The sequence below is a fragment of the Burkholderia sp. RF7-non_BP4 genome (genome assembly GCF_001521935.1).
Taxonomy (GTDB): domain Bacteria; phylum Pseudomonadota; class Gammaproteobacteria; order Burkholderiales; family Burkholderiaceae; genus Burkholderia; species Burkholderia diffusa.
In genome coordinates this window covers 11,451-34,890 of record NZ_LOTA01000047.1, presented here as the reverse complement: position 1 = coordinate 34,890, position 23,440 = coordinate 11,451, and the positions used below count along the sequence as shown (strand labels likewise).

The 23,440-nt window shown below is 56.7% G+C and carries 19 protein-coding genes and 1 pseudogene; 9 read left to right on the top strand and 11 right to left on the bottom strand.

The window, feature by feature from the left end; all coding sequences use genetic code 11:
* Nucleotides 1-26: 26 nt before the first annotated feature.
* The 6 genes from WS49_RS35095 to WS49_RS36100 all read left to right on the top strand — a co-directional run bounded on the left by WS49_RS35095 (nucleotide 27) and on the right by WS49_RS36100 (nucleotide 5,953).
* Nucleotides 27-230, top strand: coding sequence for a hypothetical protein (locus WS49_RS35095; RefSeq protein WP_156437298.1), 204 nt, complete (start codon nucleotides 27-29; stop codon nucleotides 228-230).
* A 786-nt stretch (nucleotides 231-1,016) separates the two neighbouring features.
* Entirely contained in the window at nucleotides 1,017-1,562 is a 546-nt protein-coding gene (locus WS49_RS33740) for a fimbrial protein (protein ID WP_175981728.1), read from the top strand.
* A gap of 282 nt (nucleotides 1,563-1,844) precedes the next feature.
* Complete coding sequence (locus WS49_RS17360; RefSeq protein WP_059530968.1) at nucleotides 1,845-2,357, top strand: fimbrial protein; 513 nt, start codon at nucleotides 1,845-1,847, stop codon at nucleotides 2,355-2,357.
* A gap of 61 nt (nucleotides 2,358-2,418) precedes the next feature.
* Nucleotides 2,419-3,150, top strand: a complete 732-nt coding sequence (locus tag WS49_RS17355; RefSeq protein ID WP_059530965.1) for a fimbrial biogenesis chaperone — start codon at nucleotides 2,419-2,421, stop codon at nucleotides 3,148-3,150.
* A 70-nt stretch (nucleotides 3,151-3,220) separates the two neighbouring features.
* Nucleotides 3,221-5,779, top strand: coding sequence for a fimbria/pilus outer membrane usher protein (locus WS49_RS17350; RefSeq protein ID WP_244139228.1), 2,559 nt, complete (start codon nucleotides 3,221-3,223; stop codon nucleotides 5,777-5,779).
* A 39-nt stretch (nucleotides 5,780-5,818) separates the two neighbouring features.
* Complete coding sequence (locus WS49_RS36100; protein WP_257127702.1) at nucleotides 5,819-5,953, top strand: hypothetical protein; 135 nt, start codon at nucleotides 5,819-5,821, stop codon at nucleotides 5,951-5,953.
* 66 nt (nucleotides 5,954-6,019) lie between these two features.
* Here WS49_RS36100 and WS49_RS17345 read toward each other — a convergent pair whose 3' ends face one another.
* The 5 genes from WS49_RS17345 to WS49_RS33735 all read right to left on the bottom strand — a co-directional run bounded on the left by WS49_RS17345 (nucleotide 6,020) and on the right by WS49_RS33735 (nucleotide 13,054).
* The gene (locus WS49_RS17345) at nucleotides 6,020-6,451 is read right to left on the bottom strand and encodes a hypothetical protein (RefSeq protein WP_059530958.1); all 432 of its coding nucleotides are present in this window, start codon (nucleotides 6,449-6,451) and stop codon (nucleotides 6,020-6,022) included.
* Nucleotides 6,452-7,848: 1,397 nt separating this feature from the next.
* Nucleotides 7,849-8,376 carry a fimbrial protein gene (locus WS49_RS32830; RefSeq protein WP_063888600.1) on the bottom strand — a complete coding sequence of 176 codons (528 nt, stop codon included), beginning with the start codon at nucleotides 8,374-8,376 and terminating at the stop codon, nucleotides 7,849-7,851.
* A gap of 2,138 nt (nucleotides 8,377-10,514) precedes the next feature.
* Nucleotides 10,515-11,138, bottom strand: a complete 624-nt coding sequence (locus tag WS49_RS17335) for a helix-turn-helix domain-containing protein (RefSeq protein WP_156437297.1) — start codon at nucleotides 11,136-11,138, stop codon at nucleotides 10,515-10,517.
* Nucleotides 11,139-11,368: 230 nt separating this feature from the next.
* Entirely contained in the window at nucleotides 11,369-12,490 is a 1,122-nt protein-coding gene (locus WS49_RS17330; RefSeq protein ID WP_059530949.1) for a chitinase, read from the bottom strand.
* A gap of 114 nt (nucleotides 12,491-12,604) precedes the next feature.
* The gene (locus tag WS49_RS33735; protein ID WP_244139229.1) at nucleotides 12,605-13,054 is read right to left on the bottom strand and encodes an H-NS histone family protein; all 450 of its coding nucleotides are present in this window, start codon (nucleotides 13,052-13,054) and stop codon (nucleotides 12,605-12,607) included.
* A gap of 662 nt (nucleotides 13,055-13,716) precedes the next feature.
* On the opposite strand from WS49_RS33735, the gene WS49_RS17320 reads away from it, so the two are divergent.
* A complete protein-coding gene (locus WS49_RS17320) occupies nucleotides 13,717-13,950 on the top strand; it encodes a hypothetical protein (RefSeq protein WP_059596263.1) in 234 nt (77 codons plus the stop codon).
* A gap of 1,153 nt (nucleotides 13,951-15,103) precedes the next feature.
* On the opposite strand, the gene WS49_RS17315 is transcribed toward WS49_RS17320, so the two are convergent.
* Together WS49_RS17315 and WS49_RS17310 are read right to left on the bottom strand one after the other, a co-directional pair.
* Nucleotides 15,104-15,583 carry a hypothetical protein gene (locus WS49_RS17315; RefSeq protein ID WP_059692740.1) on the bottom strand — a complete coding sequence of 160 codons (480 nt, stop codon included), beginning with the start codon at nucleotides 15,581-15,583 and terminating at the stop codon, nucleotides 15,104-15,106.
* Nucleotides 15,584-16,184: 601 nt separating this feature from the next.
* Nucleotides 16,185-17,015 (bottom strand): annotated as a pseudogene (locus tag WS49_RS17310) (IS3 family transposase); the annotation flags it as partial.
* Between the two features lie 343 nt (nucleotides 17,016-17,358).
* Here WS49_RS17310 and WS49_RS35090 point away from each other — a divergent pair.
* On the top strand, nucleotides 17,359-18,261 hold the full coding sequence (locus WS49_RS35090; protein ID WP_156437296.1) for a hypothetical protein: 903 nt from the start codon (nucleotides 17,359-17,361) through the stop codon (nucleotides 18,259-18,261).
* Between the two features lie 148 nt (nucleotides 18,262-18,409).
* Nucleotides 18,410-18,745 (top strand): hypothetical protein, encoded by a 336-nt coding sequence (locus WS49_RS17305; RefSeq protein ID WP_179949198.1) that lies wholly within the window; start codon nucleotides 18,410-18,412, stop codon nucleotides 18,743-18,745.
* Nucleotides 18,746-18,864: 119 nt separating this feature from the next.
* On the opposite strand, the gene WS49_RS35665 is transcribed toward WS49_RS17305, so the two are convergent.
* The 4 genes from WS49_RS35665 to WS49_RS17285 form a co-directional block, all read right to left on the bottom strand.
* Nucleotides 18,865-19,368, bottom strand: a complete 504-nt coding sequence (locus tag WS49_RS35665) for an activator protein (RefSeq protein WP_082722038.1) — start codon at nucleotides 19,366-19,368, stop codon at nucleotides 18,865-18,867.
* A 114-nt stretch (nucleotides 19,369-19,482) separates the two neighbouring features.
* Nucleotides 19,483-20,307, bottom strand: coding sequence for an OmpW/AlkL family protein (locus WS49_RS17295; RefSeq protein WP_059530932.1), 825 nt, complete (start codon nucleotides 20,305-20,307; stop codon nucleotides 19,483-19,485).
* Between the two features lie 31 nt (nucleotides 20,308-20,338).
* On the bottom strand, nucleotides 20,339-21,589 hold the full coding sequence (locus WS49_RS17290; RefSeq protein WP_059530929.1) for a DUF2957 domain-containing protein: 1,251 nt from the start codon (nucleotides 21,587-21,589) through the stop codon (nucleotides 20,339-20,341).
* 58 nt (nucleotides 21,590-21,647) lie between these two features.
* Nucleotides 21,648-23,246, bottom strand: coding sequence for a DUF2957 domain-containing protein (locus WS49_RS17285; RefSeq protein WP_059530926.1), 1,599 nt, complete (start codon nucleotides 23,244-23,246; stop codon nucleotides 21,648-21,650).
* Nucleotides 23,247-23,440 lie beyond the last annotated feature (194 nt).

Sequence of the window (23,440 nt, the reverse complement as noted above, 5' to 3'; positions counted from 1 at the left end):
ATTAAAGTGGCGCATCGGGAGCCGGTGTGAAAATTACAAACTGTTCGCCTGATGCGTCGATGCCGCTTTGGAAAAGCGATCAGGTAATCCAGTGCGATCCGTGGAAAGATAATCGACAGATTCAGGTTGATTTCAAGGCTCGCGATATCCAGGCCGACACTCAAGTCAAAGGAGGCGGAGCGGCGGATGCACAAGCAGTCCTTACGATGCATATGACTAGGGCGCAGTGACACATTCCGCCATTTTTCTTCTTATTAAAGTATGTGAAAGTTGAGCGTGGGCTCCGCAATGCCATCGTGAACACCATGTTTGACCGGGGATAAGCGACTTCCCGGCAAGGGCGTTAGGGGCAAGCGAGTTTTGAGCCGACTAAGCGACGCGAAGATAAGGCTGCCTTGTCATTGTGACCGGAATAGGTGGGTCATGCCCAGTTGCCACGCCAGAATTAAATATTTTGCCGGGTAGGGTTCAGTCCCATTCGCAGTATGTGTACTTGGCTGCCGCGCAAAACAGAATGGGATTTTTCCTGTATTGGATTGAGAATTTTCCTGTCGGCGTTCGTCTGATACCCGATTTTTGAAAGCTGGGCAGTTCGGCATAATGGGTGATGTCGCTTTCATTCGTTCGGTGTCATTTATTGAGCGGGAAAGAAGGGCGTTCAAACTACGGTTCAGAGTTGCAGGGATTTCCTGGGTGAATTGGCTTGGGTGTTCCATGCGTCCCTTGGGTAGCCGATAGTGTGGGTGTGTGGCTCGTCGCCGCAAACCCCAACGCACTTGGGGCGACAAGTTTCGCCAAGACAGGGCAGGTCGGTTAGTGTTTTCCATCAAAATAGGATCTGTATCGAGCCCCGTTGTTTGATGATGGAGCCACGTAAGCAAGCCGAGATGCATGGAGTCGGTATCGGGGGAGCTGACCGGACTGGATATCCGGATCTGTTCCGGTGTGTAGCATGATAATGCTCCTTCATTGAATGGAGTCGCGTTTTTATCCCTCTATTTTTTGAGGAGTTCAGTTTGAAAATTATCCAACAGATTTTGCTGACGACTGCACTGGGATTGTGTGCAACTCATGCATTTGCCGATGGCGGGGACTCGGCGACAATCAATTTTAAGGGTTCGATCAAGGTCCCGCCTTGCACGATTAACACGGTAGCTCCAGTGGACATGGGCACGAATATTCCGATATCGGCATTCCACGGAAAGGGAACGGATGACGCGCATCAGGCTGCTTTTACGGTGTCGATGACGTGCCCGGCGGGGATCAAGGCGTTATCGTATCAATTAAACCCATCAGGTGGTTCGAGTATCTATGATGCGAATAACGGCGTTATGACATTGTCGAATGCGGACGGTGCGTCGGGAGTGGGGGTCCGGGTTTTGGATAGTGACACTAACGCCTCCATCCCGCTTGGCCAAAATGTTCCGATCAATAAGTATCAACCGAACCAAGACAATCAAGCCATCGATCTGAAGTTCGGAGCGATTTACTACCAAACTGAAGACAAAATCAAAGGCGGCGAAGCGGACGCCCAGGCGACCCTGACGTTATCGTACGAATAATTCTGAAGGATATCTTGTTCTAAAAATCTGTATATTTATCGTGACATCGTCACGTTCAGTACAAAAATAAATAGTAGTCCTATGTAGTAATTGATGCATTTAACGCACAGTTGACACGAGAGATGCAGTGTTGTGTTCGCTGTTGGGTCTTCCTGGCGGCGAGTATATCCGGGCGCATGCCTGAAAGGTCGGCCAGTTCGCAGGCCGGTGAGCTCCTTCCGGAGCAGATGTTTTTTTATTTGTGAGGTCCCTATTTTGAAATTTGCTCGACAACTTCCGCTGATGATTGCACTTGGCATGTGCGCCACGCATGCGTTTGCGGATACAACTGCAGGTGACGGCACGCTGACATTTAAAGGCTCGGTGAACGCGCAAACGTGCCAGGTCAGCGACGCTGACAAAACCAAGACCGTGACGTTGCCGACCGTCCAGGCTCAGACGTTGAATGCTGCCGGGGATACTTCCGGTCAACAATATTTCGCGATTCACGTGACGGGCTGTGATCATGGTGCCGACGCCGCCAAGAAGGTCGCCACCTCGTTCTCGAGCCAGTATTTTGATCCGAACACTGGAACGCTGACCAGTACCAGTGCTGGTGCACAAAACGTGAATGTTCAACTGCTGAACGGGGACTATTCAGTGATCAAGGTTGGCGACGGATCGTCGTCGACTCCGATTGCGATTGACGATGGTGGCAGTGCGACGATGCCGTTTTATGCGCAGTACTACGCAACCGGTGCGGCAGGAAAGGGTGATGTCAATGCCAACGCGACTTTCACGTTGACCTACCAGTAATGAGCGCAGGTGCGGAGATCCGCTGGAAACGGATCTCCGGCCTTTGAATCAGGAGATCACCATGAAAAAACGAGTATTGAGTCTGGCTGGCATGCTGGCGTGCTGCCTGATGACGTCCGCGCACGCCGGTATTGTCCTGTCGGGCACGCGCGTCGTGTATCCCGAGGCAAGCAAGGAAGTCGACGTGCGCGTGACCAACGAGGGCACGCAGCCCGAACTGATTCAGGCGTGGATCGATAACGGCGATGCAAAGGCGAATCCGCAGGATATCCAGGTGCCATTTACGCTGATGCCGCCAATTTTCCGGTTGAATCCGAATAAAGGGCAGACGCTGCGACTGTCATACACGCACGAAGCCGTGGCCCAGGACCGCGAATCGGTTTACTGGCTTAACGCATTGGAAATCCCGCCGAAATCGAAAAACGCCGATGGCAGTAATGCGCTGCAACTGGCTTATCGCACTCGCATCAAGCTGTTTTTCCGGCCGAATGGGTTGAAGGGTTCGCCGGCTGACAGTCCGCAGCAAATCAAATGGTCGGTGGTGCCAGGCGCCAAGGGCGGTTTTGCGCTTCACGCCGACAACCCGACGCCGTTCTCTGTGTCGTACGACTCGATCAAGCTCCAGGCGGGCGGACAAGCGGTCGATGCCGGTCAGGGCATGGTTAAGCCGATGACGTCGATGGATTTCCCGTTAGCGAAGGTCAAGCAACGGCCGACCGGACCGATGCAGGTCGATTACTCGTGGATCAATGACTACGGTGCGACGACGCAGGGCAAGGCAACGGCACAGTAAATGAATCGCGCGCGTCGCGCGCAAGACATAGGGGAATAGGGACGTGCGGAATCACTATGGATGGGCGATCTTGCTGCTGGGGTTGACGGCGACCGCGCACGCGGAGACGTCTCAGCCGGCAACAGCAGATCAGGATGCGCAAAACGTGCAGTTCGATCCGAGCTTTCTGTCGGGTCAGGCGGTCGATGTGACGCGTTTTGAGCACGACAACCCGGTGATGCCGGGCACCTACATGGTGGATTTGTACGTCAACGGCGAATTGATCGGCCATCGAGCGGTGGATTTTACGGCGCATGGCAAGGGAAGTGCGCAGCCGTGCGTGACACGCGAGCTGCTCGAGGCGGCCGGTGTCGATATGAGCCAGTGGTCGTCCGCCAAGGGCGACGCGCAGCAGTGCGTGAACCTGGCGGAGCGGATTCCTGGCGCGTCCCTTCACTATGATGCGTCCGACCAGCATCTGGAACTGAGCATTCCGCAGATTGCGCTGCGCCACACCGACCGCGGATGGATTCCGCCGTCTCGTTGGGACTCGGGGATTACGGCCGGCATCCTGAAGTACGACTTCAACGCCTATCGCTCGATGGGCAACGGCGCGCCGAACGACAGCATGTATCTGGGTCTGATGGCGGGCGTCAACGTCGGCGCGTGGCGGTTCCGTGAACGTTCAACGCTGAACTACGACGAACATGGCGGGATGCAGTGGCAACAACTGGATGCGTATGCACAGCGCGACCTGACCAAGTGGAAGTCGACGCTGACGCTGGGCGACAGTTCGACGACCGGCGACACGTTCGACAGTTTTGCGTTGCGCGGGATCCAACTTGGCAGTGACGAGCGAATGCTGCCGGATTCGGAACTGGGCTATGCTCCGGTCGTGCGGGGTGTTGCCCACAGCAACGCCAAGGTCGAGATCCGCCAGAATGGGTATGTGATCTATCAGACTACAGTCGCGCCGGGCCCGTTCGCGATTCGCGACCTGAACCCGACCGGCTACGGTGGCGACCTGCGGGTGACGATCACCGAGGCGGACGGTACCAAACGCACGTATTCGGTGCCCTATGCGACGGTGCCACAGCTGCTGCGTGCCGGCGCAAGCCGGTACAGCTTTGCGGCGGGTCAGTATCGCGGTTACGGCGAAGGCCCGCATTCGCATCCATACATATTCCAAGGCATCTATCGGCGGGGCCTCAACAATCTGATCACTGGCTACGGGGGCGTGCAGGCGTCAGAGGGGTATATGGCCGCCCTGCTGGGCGCGGCGCTGAACACTCCGTACGGCGCATTCGCGCTGGACGTGACAGGAGCACGTACGTCGATCCCGTACGGTCCGACGCAGACCGGGATGAGTTGGCGGCTGAGCTACGCGAAGAGCCTGCCGAAGACGGACACGAACCTGACAGTGGCCGCGTATCGCTACTCGACGGCAGGTTTTTATAGCCTGCAGGACGCGGTCAATGCCCGCAATGCCGCCAGCCTCGGGTCTTACCCGGCGCAGGATCTGTACCGTTCGCGCAGCCGGGTGCAACTGAACATCAACCAGCCGATCGGAACGGGATCGCTCTACGCGATGGGCAGCCTCACCGACTACTGGAATCGTCCGGGCAATGACCTGCAGATGCAGATCGGCTACTCGGGCACGACGCACTGGGGTGGCTACAGTCTGTCGCTGCAGCGCGTGCGGGATGCATTCGGCAACGTGAACAACCAGATCTACGCGAGTGTGTCGATTCCGCTGGGCGGCCACCGCATGGATAGCCATCCGTTGTTCTCGGATCTGGATATGTCTGTGTCGCAAGGCAAGAAGAGCACGACGTTCAATACGAGTGCGAGCGGCACGGCAGGTCACAATAACGAGTGGAGTTACGGTCTGAACGCGGGCTACTCGGCGGGTGACCAGCAGTCGAAGTCGGTGGGCGCGTACGGTACGTACAACGGTGCCAAGGGTACCGTCAACGCATCGGCGTCGGCAAGCGACGGCAACAGCCAGCTGTCCTTCGGTATGTCAGGCTCGGCCGTGGTACACAAGGGCGGCATCACCTTCGGGCAGGCCGTGGGCGCCGACGACGCGATCGGCCTGGTCAGGGCCGACGGCGCCAAGGGCGCGGAGGTCACGAATACGCCGGGTGTGACGGTCGATGGCTCGGGCTATGCAATCGTGCCATTCCTGACGCCGTACCGGGAGAACACGCTGGTGCTGGATCCGAGCCAGATGTCGGACAACGCCGAACTGGAAGAAACCAGTGAGGACGTGGTGCCACGTGCCGGGGCAGTGGTGGAGGCGAAGTTCGCGACTAAGATAGGGGCACCGGTGGTGATGCGCGTGAAGCGCGCCAACGGCGAGCCGGTGCCGATGGGTGCGGATGTGCTGGATGTGAAGGGCAACAAGGTGGGGGTGGTCGGCCAGGGCGGCACGGTGTATGTGCGTGGCGTGTCGCCGAAGGACCCGCTGACCGTGCGTTGGTCGAACAAACCGGGTGATCAGTGCCGCTTTGGTTTCACCACCGACGGCAAGGGGCATGGTACGGCGCAGGTGTGTGCAATGCCTGCGATGCAGGCCGATCACACGCCCGTGCCGGGGGGGGCGCAGCCTGCATCCACGACCTCGGTTGCCAGCACCAGCGGTTCGTAACGCGATGCTGGCCGACAGGGAAATCGGAAGGGGAAATCGATGAATGACATGCCGCTGATTTGGCACGGGGCGTTCTGGTTGTTGATCGACGCAGCGCCCACGTGGGTGGCCAAGGTGGCGGTATTCGCGATCTGGATGGGCCTCGCGCTGATTCGCGGGCCCAATCCAGCCTGATTCGATTGCTCAGGTTTGTGGCGTTTTGCCGAGATCTGCCACGCTTGTCCGGATGACGGGCGGGATTTAGCTCCGCTGTGGTTTGCCCACTAACTCCTTCATCACCCAGTAAGCCTGGGAGTTGGCGTTGCGTTGAAGCTTGACAAATCCGACACCTGGCCGCTCGTCCACCAGACGAACCCGCTCGCCCGCGGAGAATGCGACGCAGTGACCGGAATTTGCGGTCGCACGCGCATCGCCCAGAGTCATATCGGAATGTTGCGGATTGCTGGATGTGACAAGACGCTGCAGCGCTTGTTGCGTGGTGCAGCCGATCGGAAACACGTCGCCCTGGATCGTGTATAGCTTGGGTGGTGAATCCGCGGACCGTTTGTCCGGTATCACGGCGGCAATGGTAAGTGCACCTACAATTGCAACCAGCGATGGGATAGTTCGCATCACGCTCAAGTGATTAGTCCAATCGCGGCTGCGCAACTTCGGCTGATTATCGGTCTCCATAATATTCCTTGATTATATAAACGATGATGAGCCCAATTGGGATTGAGGGTGTCAGGGTAAACGCGAGACTACTTTGCGATATGATTGGTCGAAAAATGAGATTGGGCGCCGAATCGAGCGCTGTACCTTGCAAGCAAGCCTTCCCCGTCGATCAATGTTATAAATTTGTAATGCGCGCAAAAATCAGCCGTTTCGGATTGGCGGGTGGAAAAGTCTGATTCCATGTCGTCACCGGCATCGGCTTTGCCTGAAAAATGCTCGCTGCCGCCGATCGAGGTGGTCTGAATCGGTATTGGCGGAGCTGATACGGATGCCGGGCAGGTCAGGCGAAGCCGTTGAATTTCGCTTGATGGGCTGGGGTCGCTCGGTGCGGTCCGAATGTGACCAGTAGGTGGCACTCAGGAGGGAAAGGTTCGCATGATTTAGATGCTGGTTGAGCGATCTGTTGCCGCGTGTCGACGGGACAAAAAAATGCCGCCCCAACGGGGCGGCCAATAGCCTTGAGAGATCTAGAGGGCGTCTAGAGTAGTGAGCATGCAGTGCCCACATACAAAGTATGTTCGTCTATCGAGTTGGGTGCTATCGGATGTTTCTGAAATTGGCGAGGCAATGGCTGAATTTGCAGTGTCCGGGGGCAAGCTGGACGTTTGCCTAAAGGGAGCGGCCGCGCGACGCTAAGTCAGCGCTTGGGTTATATCGCCTTGGGCACCTCCCGAATCTGCTTCATGAGAGGTAACGCCTTAGGCACCCTGGGCCCGAAGGCGAATCCCGGAAACGTCCGCATGCAAAGCTCTGCCGCTGCCGTCATGTTGCCCGCGCCCGGCGCCCTTATGTTTGTCCTGACAAGTTTCATTCACCACTGTCAGGTTAGACAGGCGGCTTACCTCCCGAATATGTTGCACGTGTTCAGCGCATAAAAAATGCCGCCCGTCGGGGGCGGCAAATAAATTTACTCTCTCGGGCCAAGTCGTGACAAGAGAGGGTGGAACTCGCCACGGCCAATTCTATTAAAGGGGGTGAATATGCGGAAAGAAATCGGATAGTGCTTGTTTTCCGCAAAAAAATAGCCTGTTTTGGCGAGGCGAGCGTGGGGTGTGCGTGTGCGACGATCGCTTGTGGCTGTGGTCGCGATGAGGCCAGCAAGTCACATAGGGTTAAGGTTCGGTCCTCGAAGGAAAGGTGGTCGGTGGACGCGCCGACGATAGGCGTGTGAGCCTATTTTGCAAGCGAACGCACCAATCAGATGGTTAACCGACGACGGGGGCTAGTTATCTCTTTCGTGCGAGGCACAATGACTAAACGCGCGGCATTGACATTGCTGGTTTGGGAATGACCATCGGGCGCGGATAGGGTATTGGAACTGGCAAACAGAGCAAGCGTACCTTCCGCGCCCGGCGTCACTGATAGTTCAACGTGAAGGTGGCGTCGCTCTTGACCGTGCCTGATTCTGCCGCGCCGCCGGTCGCCACGTATTGGGCAATATACGTGAGCCTTGCGTTCCCGTCCTGATTGATCGGGAACGCATGGGCGGCGGCTGGATCTCCCACGTGAATCGGCGAATGATCGAGGTTGCGCAACCCGATCTCGATATTCTTGGCATCTCCATCGCCATGATCGACGATGAGATTCCCCGTCTGAGGATCCATGTGGGTATCGCTCGCAAATGCTGCGCGCACACTATTGCTGGCTTGAGGATCGCAGCCCGTCAACTGAATATCGAAACGCGTGTCGCCTGCTGTCGCGCCATCAGCTTTCAGGGTGGCCGCTTGAACTGCTGGTAATACGACTTGCACATTGCTAACGGTCACTTGGCAGGTTTCACTATTGATCGTGCCTGTAAACGTGATTGTGCCATCGGCCGCGAAAACATGCGTTGCGCTCAAGGCAAGGCAGATGATGAAGGGGATACGTCGGTAGTATTTCATGATTGAAGGCCTCGTGAGATGGGCGAGCGGCCGCACATGCTGGCTCGAGTGGGGAAGTTATACGGGTGAATATGTGCAGGGGCGAATGCCCGTACATGAAATCATGGAGGTGATTTGAATCGTCGTCGTAGGTGAATATTCTAAAATATAAGAAATTCTCAATATTTGAGTGATTGGCGATGTGCTGTTCCAAAGTGAGGTTGGAATTCTTTTTCAAAAAAATGACCGCACGGTCGCCGAGTATTTTCGTTGTGACCCCCGCGGGGTGAGTGGCCATACTTCGAGGGCATGAGTGATGCTAGGGTGGAGGCGAGTTGGTTATAAACTGGCAGGGCGTTAAGTTTCATTCATATTTTGATCATGGGAGTTGATTCGGGTTTTCTGAAAGCGACTGGTGCCGAGTGGGTGCATCATAATGCAGGCGATCAAAAATTGGAATAGTGGAATTGCTCGATGACGACGCATCTATTAATTTGGTTTTCTTTGATGGGGTGTTTTTTTGAAAATTGGTTGATTTGTGTTGGTCGTTGACAGATTTTCGTTGGTTGTAAAAATGAGTTGTGTGTAGACGGTGTTGTGAATGTCTTCGGCAAAGTGATCTGCGTGATGACTTTGCCATTGACAGTGCTGCTACATTAATTTGCCCGTGACCGGGGAAAGTGAATAGCCGCGCATTCTGGGTTGTTGCGTCGTTGCTTTGGGATCATGCGCATGGAGAATCATACGGGTAGTGAGGACATGGGAGGCGCCGACGAGTCGCACAAGATGCGTGGGTCGCCGTGCCGAGCTTGTTGACGATGACAAGATATCGACGCACATTGTCGAACCAGTCAGGCAAGCAGGCTCGGGATGGCGAGCGTGCCGGGAGTTTTGGGGGCAGGCGAAACCGTGTATGTCGAGCCGCGCGCCGGTAGGCGGCTCGGCAGTGGCGTGGATGGGGTGCGGTAATAGCGGTTAGCGCTGCGGCAGGCGGTGCGATTTCTCACTGGCCTGCCCGCAGCCTTCGGAACGCTACATGTGTATCAGCAGTTCGACCGCTCGCGCCGAGCGCGGGTATCCGCACATCACTGCATGCTGTCATTCACATTTTAGAATGCCTTTTTGACGAATTCCCAAGCCGCCTCGATAAAATTCCGAAGCGCCATCCTTCGACGGGAGGTTTGATATGCGGCGACATTGAATTGCCATTCATCGTTGTCGGCGCTGCTTCGACGACAGTAGGACGGTCATCACCTGAGTGCGTTGTCATGTCCGTCGACCACCTTGTTCATATCCCAAGTGATCCAAAAAATCACCGGCAACTGGAGCGGCCTTCTGGTTGGGAATTGGTTGGAGATCGCGCGATATACGTGCTGCATTTTGTACGGGCACCCACGTGGCTTCAGTTTCTGACGCACGGACTCGAACCGTCCGTGATCATGCGGAAGCTTGAGATGGATTGCGACACATAGCTCCTAAAGTATTTTGTATTTAAAGCGGTGGCGATTAAAGCATCGAGGGGCGGATTTTCTTTTTGTAAAGTGGATTAATGAGAATTTAAGATAAAAATCTCGGATGCTTGATGGTGCCGTGCTTTCAAAATTTGTTCATGGGTGGGGCACGCTCTACTTCGGAGTGTGGCTTAATCCGCTCGCCCGGATAGTGCTGCCGTCTAGCGTTCTTGTGCTTGTCCGATTTCACAGAAGTGCGGCAGTGATTTTCGCCCACGCACGCATCGGAAGGTCCGCGGTGCGGGATGCAGCGACGGATAATGTTTGTACAATGAGCGCCGACTTCACTCAGTGGGTCGCGCTGAAGCGCTCGGTTATCGGGTGTGTGCTGAGGCTGCGGTCGACCATTCGATACCTCGGTGGAAATCGGCGGACATGTCGAGACGAGCTTGCAAGCATCATAATCGCATGCGTGCCGTATGAGAGCTGATCGTATCGGAATTGTCATCAAGCGCGGTAATATGGGTTGCACGGCCTGCCCGTCGGCCACATCGACGAATTTCATTCCGACAAGTGCATGGCTGGATCTAATGGTGGGGCGCCGTATCCGTTGGTAGACGTGTGTTACCTTCGGATCGCGGCGCCGGCACGCTGCGTGAGCGCGACCAAGGAGATTGCCTATCTGGTTAACTGTTGCAGTCCAATGCCTTACGCGACCTCCTTGGGATCCTGAGGGCGGCGGATGACAAATGGATCTGACGTGTCACGACGGGGTGTTCGAGCTTGTGTTGCGATTGCCGCGGAAACGGGCTTCACGACCGGAACCTCACGGGATATCGGGATTGTGGATGCGCAGTCACCTTGTGCGTGATTTACTGGTCGCGACGAGGCTTCCCGGACAGGCTGTTGAGTTGGGGCGGAGGGGGCGTTCCCGATGGTTGACAGATGGACTGCCGGGGAAGCAGGCATTGATACAAGCCGGCGGATTTGAATCTGTTCGACGAACTGGCCGATCTCGTTGATTTCGCCCTCGGTAAAAAAGTACAGCGCGAGTTCGACAACAAGCATCCGCTGACACGTGGGCAACCCATCGAGTGGCAAGGATGGGTTTGAAATCGCGGCGAGTTTCGGCAGATTGAGGTCGTACAGCCCTTGCTTTGCAAAGAAGCGCTCAATTCTCTGGAGCCAATTGGTAGTGATGACCTTGGCGCCGTTCTCCATGGCGCTCAGGTAAGAGGGCGAGGTACCCAGTTGGGCAGCCATGGACATTTGCGTATGCCCGGTGTCGAATCTGGCGCGTCGGATGGCTTTGCCAAATGCGGTGAGCGGCATAATGATCTCCAGTTGAGTGAGCAGGGGTCTGTCGGGTGTGAATATGTCGGCCGGATGGTCATCGCTCCGGTATATGAGATGCATAACAGGTCATCAAGTCGTATGTCACGATGGAGTAAGTGCGGTGAGTGAATATCACTTCGGCCACGTGATCGCGAGTCGGGCATCCATCCGACCAAGTTCGTCGTTGAGCTTTCATCGGATTGGATCGGTTTGCGCGAGATGGGTGATTAGGGTGACTGCGGTATCGCACCGATTGAAAGACCACGCGTTGAAGTGTCAGTGGGCGCAGAGCCTCGATAACCGGGATCACGGACAACCCCGTTTCCCCAATGGCCATTAATGGCGGTGAAAATCGATGCGAACGCATAGGGTTCCTGGACGATACCCGAGCAGGTTGGGGAAGTGTATGTCGCGTGATCTGGACATGAGCGATCTCGACTCACCGACCAGCTGGAGGCGAAACCGTAGTGATTGTCCATGGCCACTTTTTGAAGGTGTTGAGCATTATCGATCGTGAAAAATTCGGCAACTGCGTCGTTTCTGCCGATCATAGGGGTCACGCCGACGAGTTGCCACAGCTCGGGATCGGTTTTGGCTTGGCCGGCAGACCGGTAAGCGGTATAGAGTTCGGCATACAGGGCCTGGGCGGCGCTGATCGTTGCCGTGCCCATGTCGAGGTGCGGCCAAACATGGTCCATCGCCATGGCATTGATGGTGTCCAGTGTGGTGTGATTTGCGATGGCCATATTCAGTGCCTTCAGCCCGGCGGGCGTCAGTCCGGTCGGCATCGCGGGCAGCGTAATCGAGACATGTAGCCATTCACCCCGCGCCGCGTAGTCAGCTTCTAGTTGGGCGGTGGCCTGGAAATTGCGCTCAAGTGCTGGCGCATCCGTCAGCGCAGGGCCTTCGATGTCAAAATCGAGATGGGTCAGGTGATAGGTATCAATTACGGTCTGGTAGGCCGCTTTCAATGCTGAGACCGTCGTGCACGTCTGCATCAAGGAAACTCCTCCTGCGCCGCCGAACGAGATCGCAATTTCGCCGCCATGGGCCCGATAATTTGCGATGGATTGGGTCAGAATGGTCAGGAGATCGCTGGTTGCGCCATTGCCGATCGGTTGTACGCCGCCCCAAGATGGCGTACAACGACCGTTTGAGACAACAAAGGCGAGGGTGAACTGCTGGATGCCTTGGGTCATGCCGATCCGGTCGATTTGCGGTGTTGGGTAGAGCGAGACATCGACGTAGGGGGCATAGATGCCGTTTGCGTGAGCGGCTTGCAAGGTGAGCAATAGGATGCTTGCGGCAAATGCGCGGCCCATAACCGAGAATCGGTTGTCAGGTTTCATGTGCTCCTCCGTGGATGCGAACGGCGCGTTTGCGGTTGCGGGGCGACAGATTGGATCGCGGCGTACGGAACGTATCGCTCGCCAAGTTGCAGGAGAGGTGTGTCGCCTTGTTGTTCACTTGCCGGATGCTGCAGCAAAATGCTGACTTAACCCGATCAGGAATTCTTGCCGATTGCGCCCGCGAATCCAACGAGGCTCAAGTCCGCGCCCCGTCCAAGTGGCACCGGTCAGCGGGTCGCGATATTTCGGTTCGATCTTGCGGGGATTCAACCGGTGGCGCAGAGCGTGTAGTTGGCCCGGATCATAGATTTCCGTGACGCACAGGCTGTACTGTTCGATTTTGGCGCGCACGTCATTCAGTGCGATATCTCGTTCTTGCTGCCGCACGCGTTCTACTTCTTGCGCAAGGGCTTCGGCTTGAGCTCGGAGTTGTTCGTAGTCGTTCATCGCTTGAGTGATTTCTGGCATGTTGATCGGCGCGCGGCCCCGTCTGTTGGTCAGTCCGGACAGGCCGCGAAAATCATATTGAGGATTATGAAAACTCCGTCGAATCGATACTTTCAAAAAATGCTCGCGAGATACATCTTTTTGTCAGAGCGATAGGTCAAGGCATGCGTTCTCGTGGTGGGTACGCGTGAGTATTTTGGTCCGCGGCATCGTACGATGGGTTAATCGCAGATGTAGCAATTCGCACCTGGCAAGCAGCGCATTGGGCAAAACCCGGGTGATACGGAGGACTCAAAAGGAGGGAATTGGGGCGAGCGATTGTTTGGGTATGATGTATTTCTAGAAGGGCACTTCGTCAAGTATGCGACGTGCGGGTGGCCTTCGGTTCGTCGGCAATCGCGAGCCAGTCGGACATTGATTTCACGGTAACGCTCGCATCGCTCGAACGCTGCTGGGGGGGGGTAACGAATGGCATCTCAGGTTCAAGGATATTTCTGCCCCGTGCGTCTGAGTGATCTGGCTATTCGAGTTGGTGTGTCTGTCGGCCACACTGCTCGAGACGCCGGTCGTTGTGAGGCGACAGCTGAGTCGGTGATTGCCGATGTGATTAAAAATTGGCAGCGCGACAAGCGCAGCCGGGAAAGAGGGAAATCTCTCAAAGAAGAGGGATCACGTTGGTCACACCCGGTGTTTCGCGCGCTTCACCGCCCACCTTCAACTTCGAAACTGCCGCACAGTTGGCCCGTGCGGTAGACGAGAGCGTAACCGGAGTGGATCGGATGCGCGCAGACATCGTCGAAATTGCATGCGCGTCCGAAGCGCCGCAAGCGCAGCGCCCCGAAACCCCGTGGCTTTCCGTTGAGGATATGAATCACGTCAAGATGCGGGTGGCAGACGATCTTACCCGGATCGCGACTTTGATTGATGAGAGTGAGAGGCCTGTCGACGAAAAGCGCGCACTTGTGTTTTCAGCGGCAGACAATTTGCGCAATGCAACGACGGAGAATTCATAACTTGAGCTCGCGATGTTGATAGAGAGGGCACGCGTGATGCGTGGGGCCGTTTGGGACGCGGTTGCCGAGAACCATCGCATTCCGGCGGATCCGCTATCTGTGGAGGCCGCGCCGCACGCCAGGTTTGTTGCTCGCTTACCTCGATTTCACTTGGGATAAGCTGTCGTTGAAGACCAAAGCAGCATTGCGGTACAGCGTGTGATAAACGGCGAGTTGTGTGATACGGTCACTCAAGAATTCGATGTTCACGATCCAAACGCGCGCGCAATGGGCGCAAACTGGGCCATTCGGCCTCAGTAGTACGATCGGAATTTCACTTTCAACTTTACGCCTCGTTGCTTTTTTCGTTTGCGGCGCGCGTCCGACGTGACGATCCAGGTGTGCACAGGTATTGGCCTGTCGCCGCATTCGCTGACAACTTCGAGATCGATGAGCCGTCACTGCCGACGTGTTTCTGGATTTTATCTGTCGCTCGAGGCTCGCTGCGGATAAGCCCTCATTTAAAGACAAACGGATCCGGGATTTCGTAATGGCCCGGAAGGAGGACTTGAAGCTCTTCTATCTGTCACCATGATCGCTGTTCTGAACACTGTGAACGGGTCGAGGCGTAAGTAAAGCTTATCTTCCAAACACCTGCTAGAGACCAAGGACGAGATGATGTGGCTGGCCTTTCCGCATGCTGCGCCGTATTCGGGGATTGGTGGAGTCAGTGAGGAAGTCAAAGCTTTTTCCGTCCGAACGCTGAAATGCCATTTTGTGACCTTTTTCAGGAAAGTGACGGTGTGCGCAATTTTGCCGTTTACAAGGCGGAATTTCGGGAAGAGAGAGGGCCATTGGCAGAGATTGCCCACCAATGGGAAACGGAGAGCAGTCATTCCGAGCCGAGATCGAGAGTCCGTGACCGGGGGTAGTAGCGCCGCCCGATGTTCCGGGCGGCAGATCCCCCAACGTAGTTACGACTCGCAGGCCGGAAAAGGAGCGACCCGCAGGCGTATGATGTGCGGCGAGCCGGGTGTCGAACATCGGAAATTCGAGTATTCGGCGTCGGAATTGGCTGATTTGGTGCGTAGCCTGAGGCAGAACAGGCGCCTTGGGGCCCTACCCACATCGTTCATGCGACCGGGATTGAAATCGGCGGCGCCGGCAGTGTCAATCAGATCCGGACGAATCGGGGCTGACGATTGCGAGACTGCGACGGACGCGCCGCGGGAGTGCGCGGCGCCGGGCTTGGGGCGCCATGGTCGATCGGCAGCGCATCGAATAGGCGATAGACGGCCTGGATGCCGGCGATCAGCGGACTCCAATTCCCGGCCGCTGTGTCAATGGCGAGATCGGTAGTCAGGCAGAAGACGAGGACGATGGGCACGAACCATTGGGGCACGCGCGCTTTCAGAGCGTGCAGGTCATCCGAAGGACGATGTCCGGCATCAGCTGGCGGTGTATCGGCCGAGCCGCGAAGCATTAAGCCTGCCATGAAGGCGATCAATGCGAGGCTGCCGATCGCGAGGGAGGGTCTCCATGACAAGACCGTGTGCACCAGGAAGGCCGCCAATCCGCCACCGAGCACGCCATGCAAAGCGGCGCACAGTTGGGCACGAGAGATCTTTGGGCAGACATCGCCAGCATGCCGCATGATTTCCTCGAGTCAATAACGCCAGCCATCCAGGTGTCCGATACCCTCAACGGGCTGCTTTCCCGCGTCGGCAGCCTCAGATGGAGGTATGCCATCTCCGATGCGGGCCGCCAGGCGCCGCGAAACCGGTGGTGTCGTGCCGAGACATGTATCGCCATCATGTGGGTGGGCCCTCCGTGGAGGTCATCCACGGCCTTCCGTGCGTTGCGGTCCTGGAGGTGCAAGAAGGGAGGACCCAAAAGCTGGCGAAAAAACACTGCCCGACAGGCGGGCGATCAGGAGGGCCAGAAGAGCGGGCAGTCGAGAATGGCCGCCCGCGAACGAATATTGGCAGCGGCCCGAGTTCGTTTGAATCGGAATGTCGATAAAGTTTGATCGGACTCGGCTGATTTTTGGGGGGGATTCGACGATCCGGGTAATCGCCCCCCCGAGGGTGACGATGCCACAATCGATCGTGCGGCGTGGCAACGCATGGGGCGGGTGGACTGGTTCGCCAGCGCCGATATGCGAACAACGATGCGCTCCTTGGACGATACTTCGGGATAGATGTAAGTCATGCGGTTCAGCGTGACCTTGACCTGCGGCGAAATTCTGTGATCAATCAGGCAGTGAGTCTCGCGTCGATATTATCGGAATCCAGCCAGGCTTGACGGACCGTGGCGGGAGGTTGATAGTAATGCGCGCTATGGGGCCGGCGCTCGTTGTGGAACTGCCGCTAGCGTTCGATGAGCACCTTTGCGTCGGCACGACTGCGGAACCATTCCCGGTTCAGCAATTCGTCACGCAGCTTGCCGTTGAAGCTCTCGACGAACCCGTTTTGCCACGGACTGCCAGCCGCGATGAAGGCCGGACCGATTGCAGCGTATCGCAGCCAGCGCATGACCTTGGCAGCGGTAAATTGAGCGCCGTAGCTAGACCTAACGAACGCGGGTTTGCCGTACAACCGCATCAGTCGCGACAGCGTCAAGATCACATCCTGCGACTGTAAGCCGGCGCCGACTTCGATCGCCAGGCACTCGCGGGTGTATTCATCGATCACGCAAAGCATCTTCAATGCCCGCTCATCCACCAACTGGTCGTGCACAAAGTCGTAGCTCCATACCGAATTGGGCTGTGTCGCACCGGGTTGGCGAATGTCGTTGTCACAACGACGACGGCGAGGGTGCCGTCGCGGAATGTTGAGCTGCAAGGCCTGCCACATGCGCCACACGCGCGATTTGCCCATCGCCAGCCAGGTCGACATTCGCCCGTAACCGAAGTGCGGCACTTCCTACGAGGCCGACATCAGCTGCTCGCCCAGGCTCCGCCCCCTCTTTGGTTGCTTGAGCGTATAGGTGGCCGCCCGGCGCCCCAGCCGCAGTTAGCAACATGCCTTACGTTGCGAGGGACCCCGCCGAGTCAGAACTTCTAGCGCTTCGCGCTGGCCCGTTGGGTGCCGCGTACAAACGGTCGGTAGCACGTGAGCGAAGTCTCAATTGAGCGTTCTCGGCAAGCGAGATGCAACGTGGCGCGCGACAATTCAGGTTCCGTAACGGAGCATGAGGTTGGATAAGGGAGCGCTATGCCAGCAGTAGCCCGTGAAAGCAGCGGTCGTATCGGGATACTTCAGATCATAAAGCCGCCAAAGTCTTCCACGTCCGCGTCGCGAAGAATACGCTCCCAATTGTCACGAATCAGGAATGCATTTTTGTGGTTTTCATTTTCGCGTAAAAGTAGCGCGTGCAGGCACGGCATCAAGGAATGCAGTGCCCTTTCGTCAGTCGGCGGAAATTCTGATGCGTGCCGAAAATGCTGCACGCAATTCCGATTCTGGCTTTCACGAAGTTGCGCCTTCTGCGTCAGATCTAACACTCGCTCGAACGCCGTTGTCGAGTTCCGGAACATCGTATTTGGAACTCGCCGAATTGTTGGCGGGCTTGAGTGGGCAGTGGGAACGCACGGCGCGGGCATGCAGAATTTCAGATAGGCTGTGCGTCGTGCTGTTGCTGGCGATGTGCCGGGAAGGCGGTCGTGCGCGTGAATTCATCTGCGACGATACCAACTACGGTGACCCGGATGAGTTTGACCTCTTGAGTGATCCACCGATGGCGGACGAGGTTTTGATCAGGCTGGCGAAGACGCTGGGGATGCTGAAATCGTTCACCTTCATATGCGATTACGGTGCAATTGGTAGCATCGGATCAAGATCGAGAATGCGCTCGCGTCCCATCCGGAACTGTGTTGGCTCGTATGCCTGGACGGACAGGGCGCCAGCAAGCCAGAGGAGGTTGGTGGTGCATTTTTGTTATGTCGATTTTCTTGTCACAATCAACGATCCATTGAACGAGGAACATGATCGCTGCCTCGAGTGGTGTGGAAACGGTTTAAATTCTTTAGCCTCCGATCTGAAGCTCGTCAGTCAGTGGATCTTAGAGGTTAAATATGAACGTCGAGGCTGTCTGAGCCGACATACCGCAAGGCCGCTAGCGAGAATGAAAGAGGCGCAGCTGATGGAGCGCCCGACTTTCGTTAATCGAGAGAGTAAGTATCATGCATACGTTTTCGGTTCGACTACCGTGCGCATGGGATGCATCGACCCGCCGATGAATGACGTTGCTTCATTTAGTAGTGCGAATCAATGCGAGACTAGTGTCGCCTGTCAACGTGGAGGATTCGTGAGGTGCCGGTTTGTCGGCTGATTGGGGCATGGCTCTCGCGGTGGCAGGGCTTGTTGCGCGATCTGTCTTTGCGGGTGTCAGTTGCATATATGTCATCGTGGTTTGCGGAACGTTTCCCGATATTTACGAGTCTATTCGTGATGTGATTCTGCAAAAATGGAGAAAGAACATGAACCAACAGAACTGGGATATTTGCGATTTCGTGAAGCAAAGAGCGGGAAAAAATGGCATGACGGTAGCGGATATCGCATCGGCACTGGAGATGTCCGAGCGCGCGATACGTGGCAGGATAAGCGCGCTGATCGATGAGGGTTACATGTCGCGCGTGGATGATTCTAGTCCGGCAGCATATCGATGGGCAGGAGGGCGCCTCCCCGTTCTAACGAAATCGCCTAGAATGCAGCATCGAGCGATGACATCCAAGGTCACGCAGGCGCAGACGTTTGCCGTACTTCATACGGTGTGCGTGATGAATCAAATGATCCGGTCGAGCTTGCAGACGTGATGACACGGACGTGTCCTAACATGGGCTCATGTCGGCCCGTCCTTGCACGGTCCCAAGGACGGTACCGGGGCGTGCTTGAACACGCCCGGCACCGTAACGCGTAGAGCGAGTGTGGATCGTTATTGCACGTGGAACTTGGGTGATGTCGATATCGTGCCGCTCACCTTGCAATCTGGTGTCAGCACCGCGTTGTTGAATGTCAGTGACGAGTTCGGATTGCTCCACTCCGTCACAACCTTGCTCGGCCCACAGGGCCCAAGCAGTTCCACATTTACATTGGCGTTATTGATTGACAATTGCCTCGCACTGTCAGCTTGTCCCGTCCATGGAGATGTACTTGATGCGGTGCCCGAGATCAACTTACAAGTTCCGTCGCCGGTGAACTGCGTCGACGTGATCGTTACGATGCCAGTTGCCGTGATCGTGCCATTGAACGTTGCCGTGCAGTTTGCGCTGATCGTCGACTTGCTGAGGGTTGATATCCCAGATGCAGAAAAAGGTTCACCATTGGGATTCATCGGCTGACCGTCTGCACGAGTGACAACCACGGCGGATGCAGGTGTGGCAAGTGCGGGCGACAGTGCGAGCACAGTGACAAGTGAAACGAGCTTGCGAGTCTTCATAGTACTAGCCTCTTTTGATGAATGGCGGCGAATTGCCGTAAGGGCAGCGTGCAAAACGAATAAGTTTGCTGGCTGCGAGGAACTCAACAGAGCAGGCGTCGGGCACCCGGAGGGTCAGAATTTGTAGGAAACGCCAATAAACGTGATCAGCGGATCCGCCCTGAGCTTGGTTCGCGTGGTCGCGAGCGTCGAGCCGTCCGCCGCCTTGATGATCGTCGATGCATAGGTCTTGAGCGGCATGTACGATAGTGTTGCAGTCAGCGCCCAGTGGTTATTGATCGCATAGCTCGCACCGATGTTGTAAACCGGTGTGAATGATGGTTTCGCCTTCGCCTCGACTGACGTTGGTCCCGATTTGCCAGCGCCTGCGGCCAATACGCTGCCGAGATTCTCGGCCACGTCGTGCGCGAAGTTGCTGTTCAGTTCGATGTTCGTGAACCAGCTGTAGGCAACGCCAATCCCGACGAATGGTCTGAAACGCGCATTTGGCGCGTTGAAGTAATACTGCAGAATTACCGCCGGACTCCACTGCCGCACGTTCTTTACTGCTGGTTGATTCGACAGTTTGTCGAGGTCGACATTACCGAGCGAGCCGCTCGGCCCGAATGGCCGAATGACACCATGCCCGGTCAGCGCGAATTCCGGCGGCAGACCGAGCACCGACGTTACCGCGATGTGATCGGTCAAGAAACGCGTGAGCGTGAGACCCACCGTGTCCGCATTGTTGACGGCCAGGCCGGTACCGGGCGACGTGAATGAACCCGGCAGCCGTAGCGGACCGTTGATCGGTGCGTTCACGACATCGGTCGTGAATGGCCCGCCGGATCCCTGCGGCATCACGTGCAGCCAGCCAAGTGTCGCGACGTTGTCGCCCGCCTGCTGAGCGGATGCAAGCATCGGAATCGTAGCGGAGATACCGGCGGCAAACAGTTTCTTCATGAAATATTCTCGCAGGTTGCGTTTGCAGGCGTTACTGCACGAATGCACCGATCGTGAAATATGGATTGCCAGCGATGCTCGTGTCGAGGAAGCCGAATACACCCCCCGTGAACACGAACTTGCCGGTCGACGGACCCGGTGCATCCGCGTGCCTAGACGTGACCAGGCCCGGTACCTGTTGCGTGAAGTCGAGATCAAGCGCCAGAGCGAGCCCGGCCTGCGAAGCATGGAATGGATCAAGCAGCGTTGCCTGTGCGCCAACGAGAGCGGTTGCGCGATAGTCGAACTGACTGTCGACGCCTGTGTACTCGCCGTCTTGAGAGCCTGGTGCGATCGCATTGCGCGGACTCAGAATCGAGATGCCCGATTCATCGTCCGAGAATGGTGCCCCTTGAGTGAGGTCTGCGTTGGCGGAGCCGGTGCGGATGAAGACCGGCACGAGCTGATTGTGCAGCTTGCCGACGATCAGGATGGCGCGCCCGGCCTTGATTGGGGCCACCGATACGAGCGTCGCAGGAATCTGCGGCTGGTAGTTCAGCGACTGAAATACGGGCGCGTCGACGCGCAGTACGAACTTTTGGTTGACCGTCGCCGACGATGCGAGCGGTACGCCTCCGTTCTTAATTCCGAGGTTATCGGTCTCGACATAGCTGCCATCAGCGTGAATCGTCATAGACTGATCGACGGGTACCGAGGCGAAGCGCTGTGACGGCACTTGGTGGTAGCCGAGCTGGTTGTATGAACCTGCGATTTTTGATGGGTCGGTTTCTAGTTGTGAGAAACTGATGAACGGATAGTACGGGAATGTTGTCTTCGGGATTTGGCCGACACCAATGACACCGTCGAATTGGATCGTCGCGCCTGGAATCGTACCGCCCAGCACGCCCTTCCCGAGAAACAAACGCGCTGGTCGTGCGGGATCGAGGCTGGCAGCATTGAGTCGGAACGTGCATTGATTCAGCTTTTGCGTAGGCAGTGCGGTCTCATCAGTCAACGTGCCGCTCAACACATTATTGGGTGTGGTGTCGCGAGTCGGTGACACGGTACCCGTCGTCGCTGGCACCGGTGACGCGAGGTAGGTGATCCGATAGGTCAACTTCGTGGTGTCGAGCTGGACCTTGACGAGTTCGCCCGAGCCCGAGCCGCCGAAGAATGCGGTACCGTAATCGATTTGCTGCGCGCAAAGCGGGACGCTCGGCGTCGGAGGTGGATCGTCCGCACCACCACAAGACGCAAGCATCGGCGCGAATAGGCTTGCGGCAATCCATTGTCTTTTGATCATGGAGATCCTTTTGACTGGGAGGTGGGGGACATGTCGTGTCACACATCATGTCGGATCGTTACTGAACGAATGCTCCGACGGTGAAGAACGGGTTGACGTGGTTGTCATTGACGACCATGGCATAGACGCTGCCGATTTCGACCGCCCAACCGGTATCACCCTGATGGATGATCGATACATTGCCGTTGGCGTTCTTGGCATTGAAGTCACGCATTGCCGTCACCTTGATCTTGCCCGGTGTCAACTGCGAGTAGTCAAGCGAGAACATGCCTGTTTCGGTTGACGTTTGCGGATCGATGAACGCAGCTGTCGTACCCTGAAACAGCGTCGACGTATAGTTCGTCTCCAATGTCGAGACGGCCGAGCCGTCCGTGCAATTGCCGGCAGCGGGCAGGAAGAATGTGCCGTTGTAGTTGCCCGGCAAATTCGGATGTGGTTTCGTGCCGTCAAACGCTGTACCGCTTTGCGCTGGGGCGCCGCTCACTCCGTCGTATGCGACTACGCCGCATGCCGAGGCGCTCGTCGCACCGATAAAGCCGCCTTTGAGCGCGCCGGGTGCGACGGTCTGTGCCGGCGTCAGCAGCGAGAGACCCACTTCAGCATCTGCCACGGAACCGAGCGGGTCATTCGGTTGGACATGCGAGTAGCCGACACGAATGACAATGGGTATCCGCATGCCTTTCAATTTTCCGACAATCATGATCCCGTGCGCCTGGCTCGGGCTATTCACGACGAGCGGTTGACCCTGGCCGGCTAGAGCGTATGGTTGGCCTGGCTGGGCCTCACTGACAAACACGTTATCAGCCGAGCCGTCGATACGTCGACGCAGGGTCCATGCGGTACCGGTCGTTCGGCACGAGTAGTCGCTGCCAGGCGTGGGCGTGCACGTTCCGTCTGGGGTGAACGTTTCGATCCAGTTCACAACATCGGGCTGCCAGCCTTGCGGCTGTGCGGTTTGGTAGCTGGTGCCGGTCGGCGACAGATGCAAGCCGACTTCGTTGTAAGTTCCTGCAATCTTTGCAAAATCCGTTTCGGTTTCCGAGAACCCAATGAAAGGGAAGAAGTCAAATGTCCGCATGGGCACGGCACCGATCATGACATCAGGTTGGATTTCGATACCGTTGAACTGGATCGACGCACCGGGTATGCCACCTCCCACCACACCTTGGCCGACGAACAGCATGGGAGGATCACGATGATCGATGTGAGCAGCGTAGAGCCCATCTTGCGTTGCGCCGCTGTCAAGCACAAAGGCGCATCGGTTCTGTTCGGCAGTCGGCAGATTGGTCGGATGATGGAACGCGCCTTCGATGGTGAGGCCGGCCCGTGTTGCATTGATCTGGCCGGGCGATGTCGGCACCGATGACGCGACAAACTGCATCCGATAGGTGTTTTTTGTAGTATCGAATCGCACCTTCACATACTCACCACTTCCCGAACCACCTGTGTACTCCGTTGTGTAGTCAAGGGCTTCGGGACATAGGCTCGTCTGAACCGGCGGTGTCGTGTCGTCTCCGCTTGGCGGGCAATTCCCGCCGCTGCATTGAGGTACGCTGATTGGGCCGGGATCGTCTGATCCGCCGCATCCCGAAAAGAATGGGATCGCAGCCACGACACTTGCCACGATAAGATTGAAAAATGTAGTTATACGAATCATGGTTTAGACTCCATGAATTGTCAGACGCTACCTGGTCGTCCCCTGTGACTACGCGGAATGCCAAGTCGTCGATCGCGTTGGGTACATTCTTGCGAAGGATTGGGCACCATAGGTACCGCCTGACCGATGCGACAGATCAGGTCAGAATTCGCTACGCGGCGCGATCAAGTCTGCCATTGGCGGGGGGATCGCCC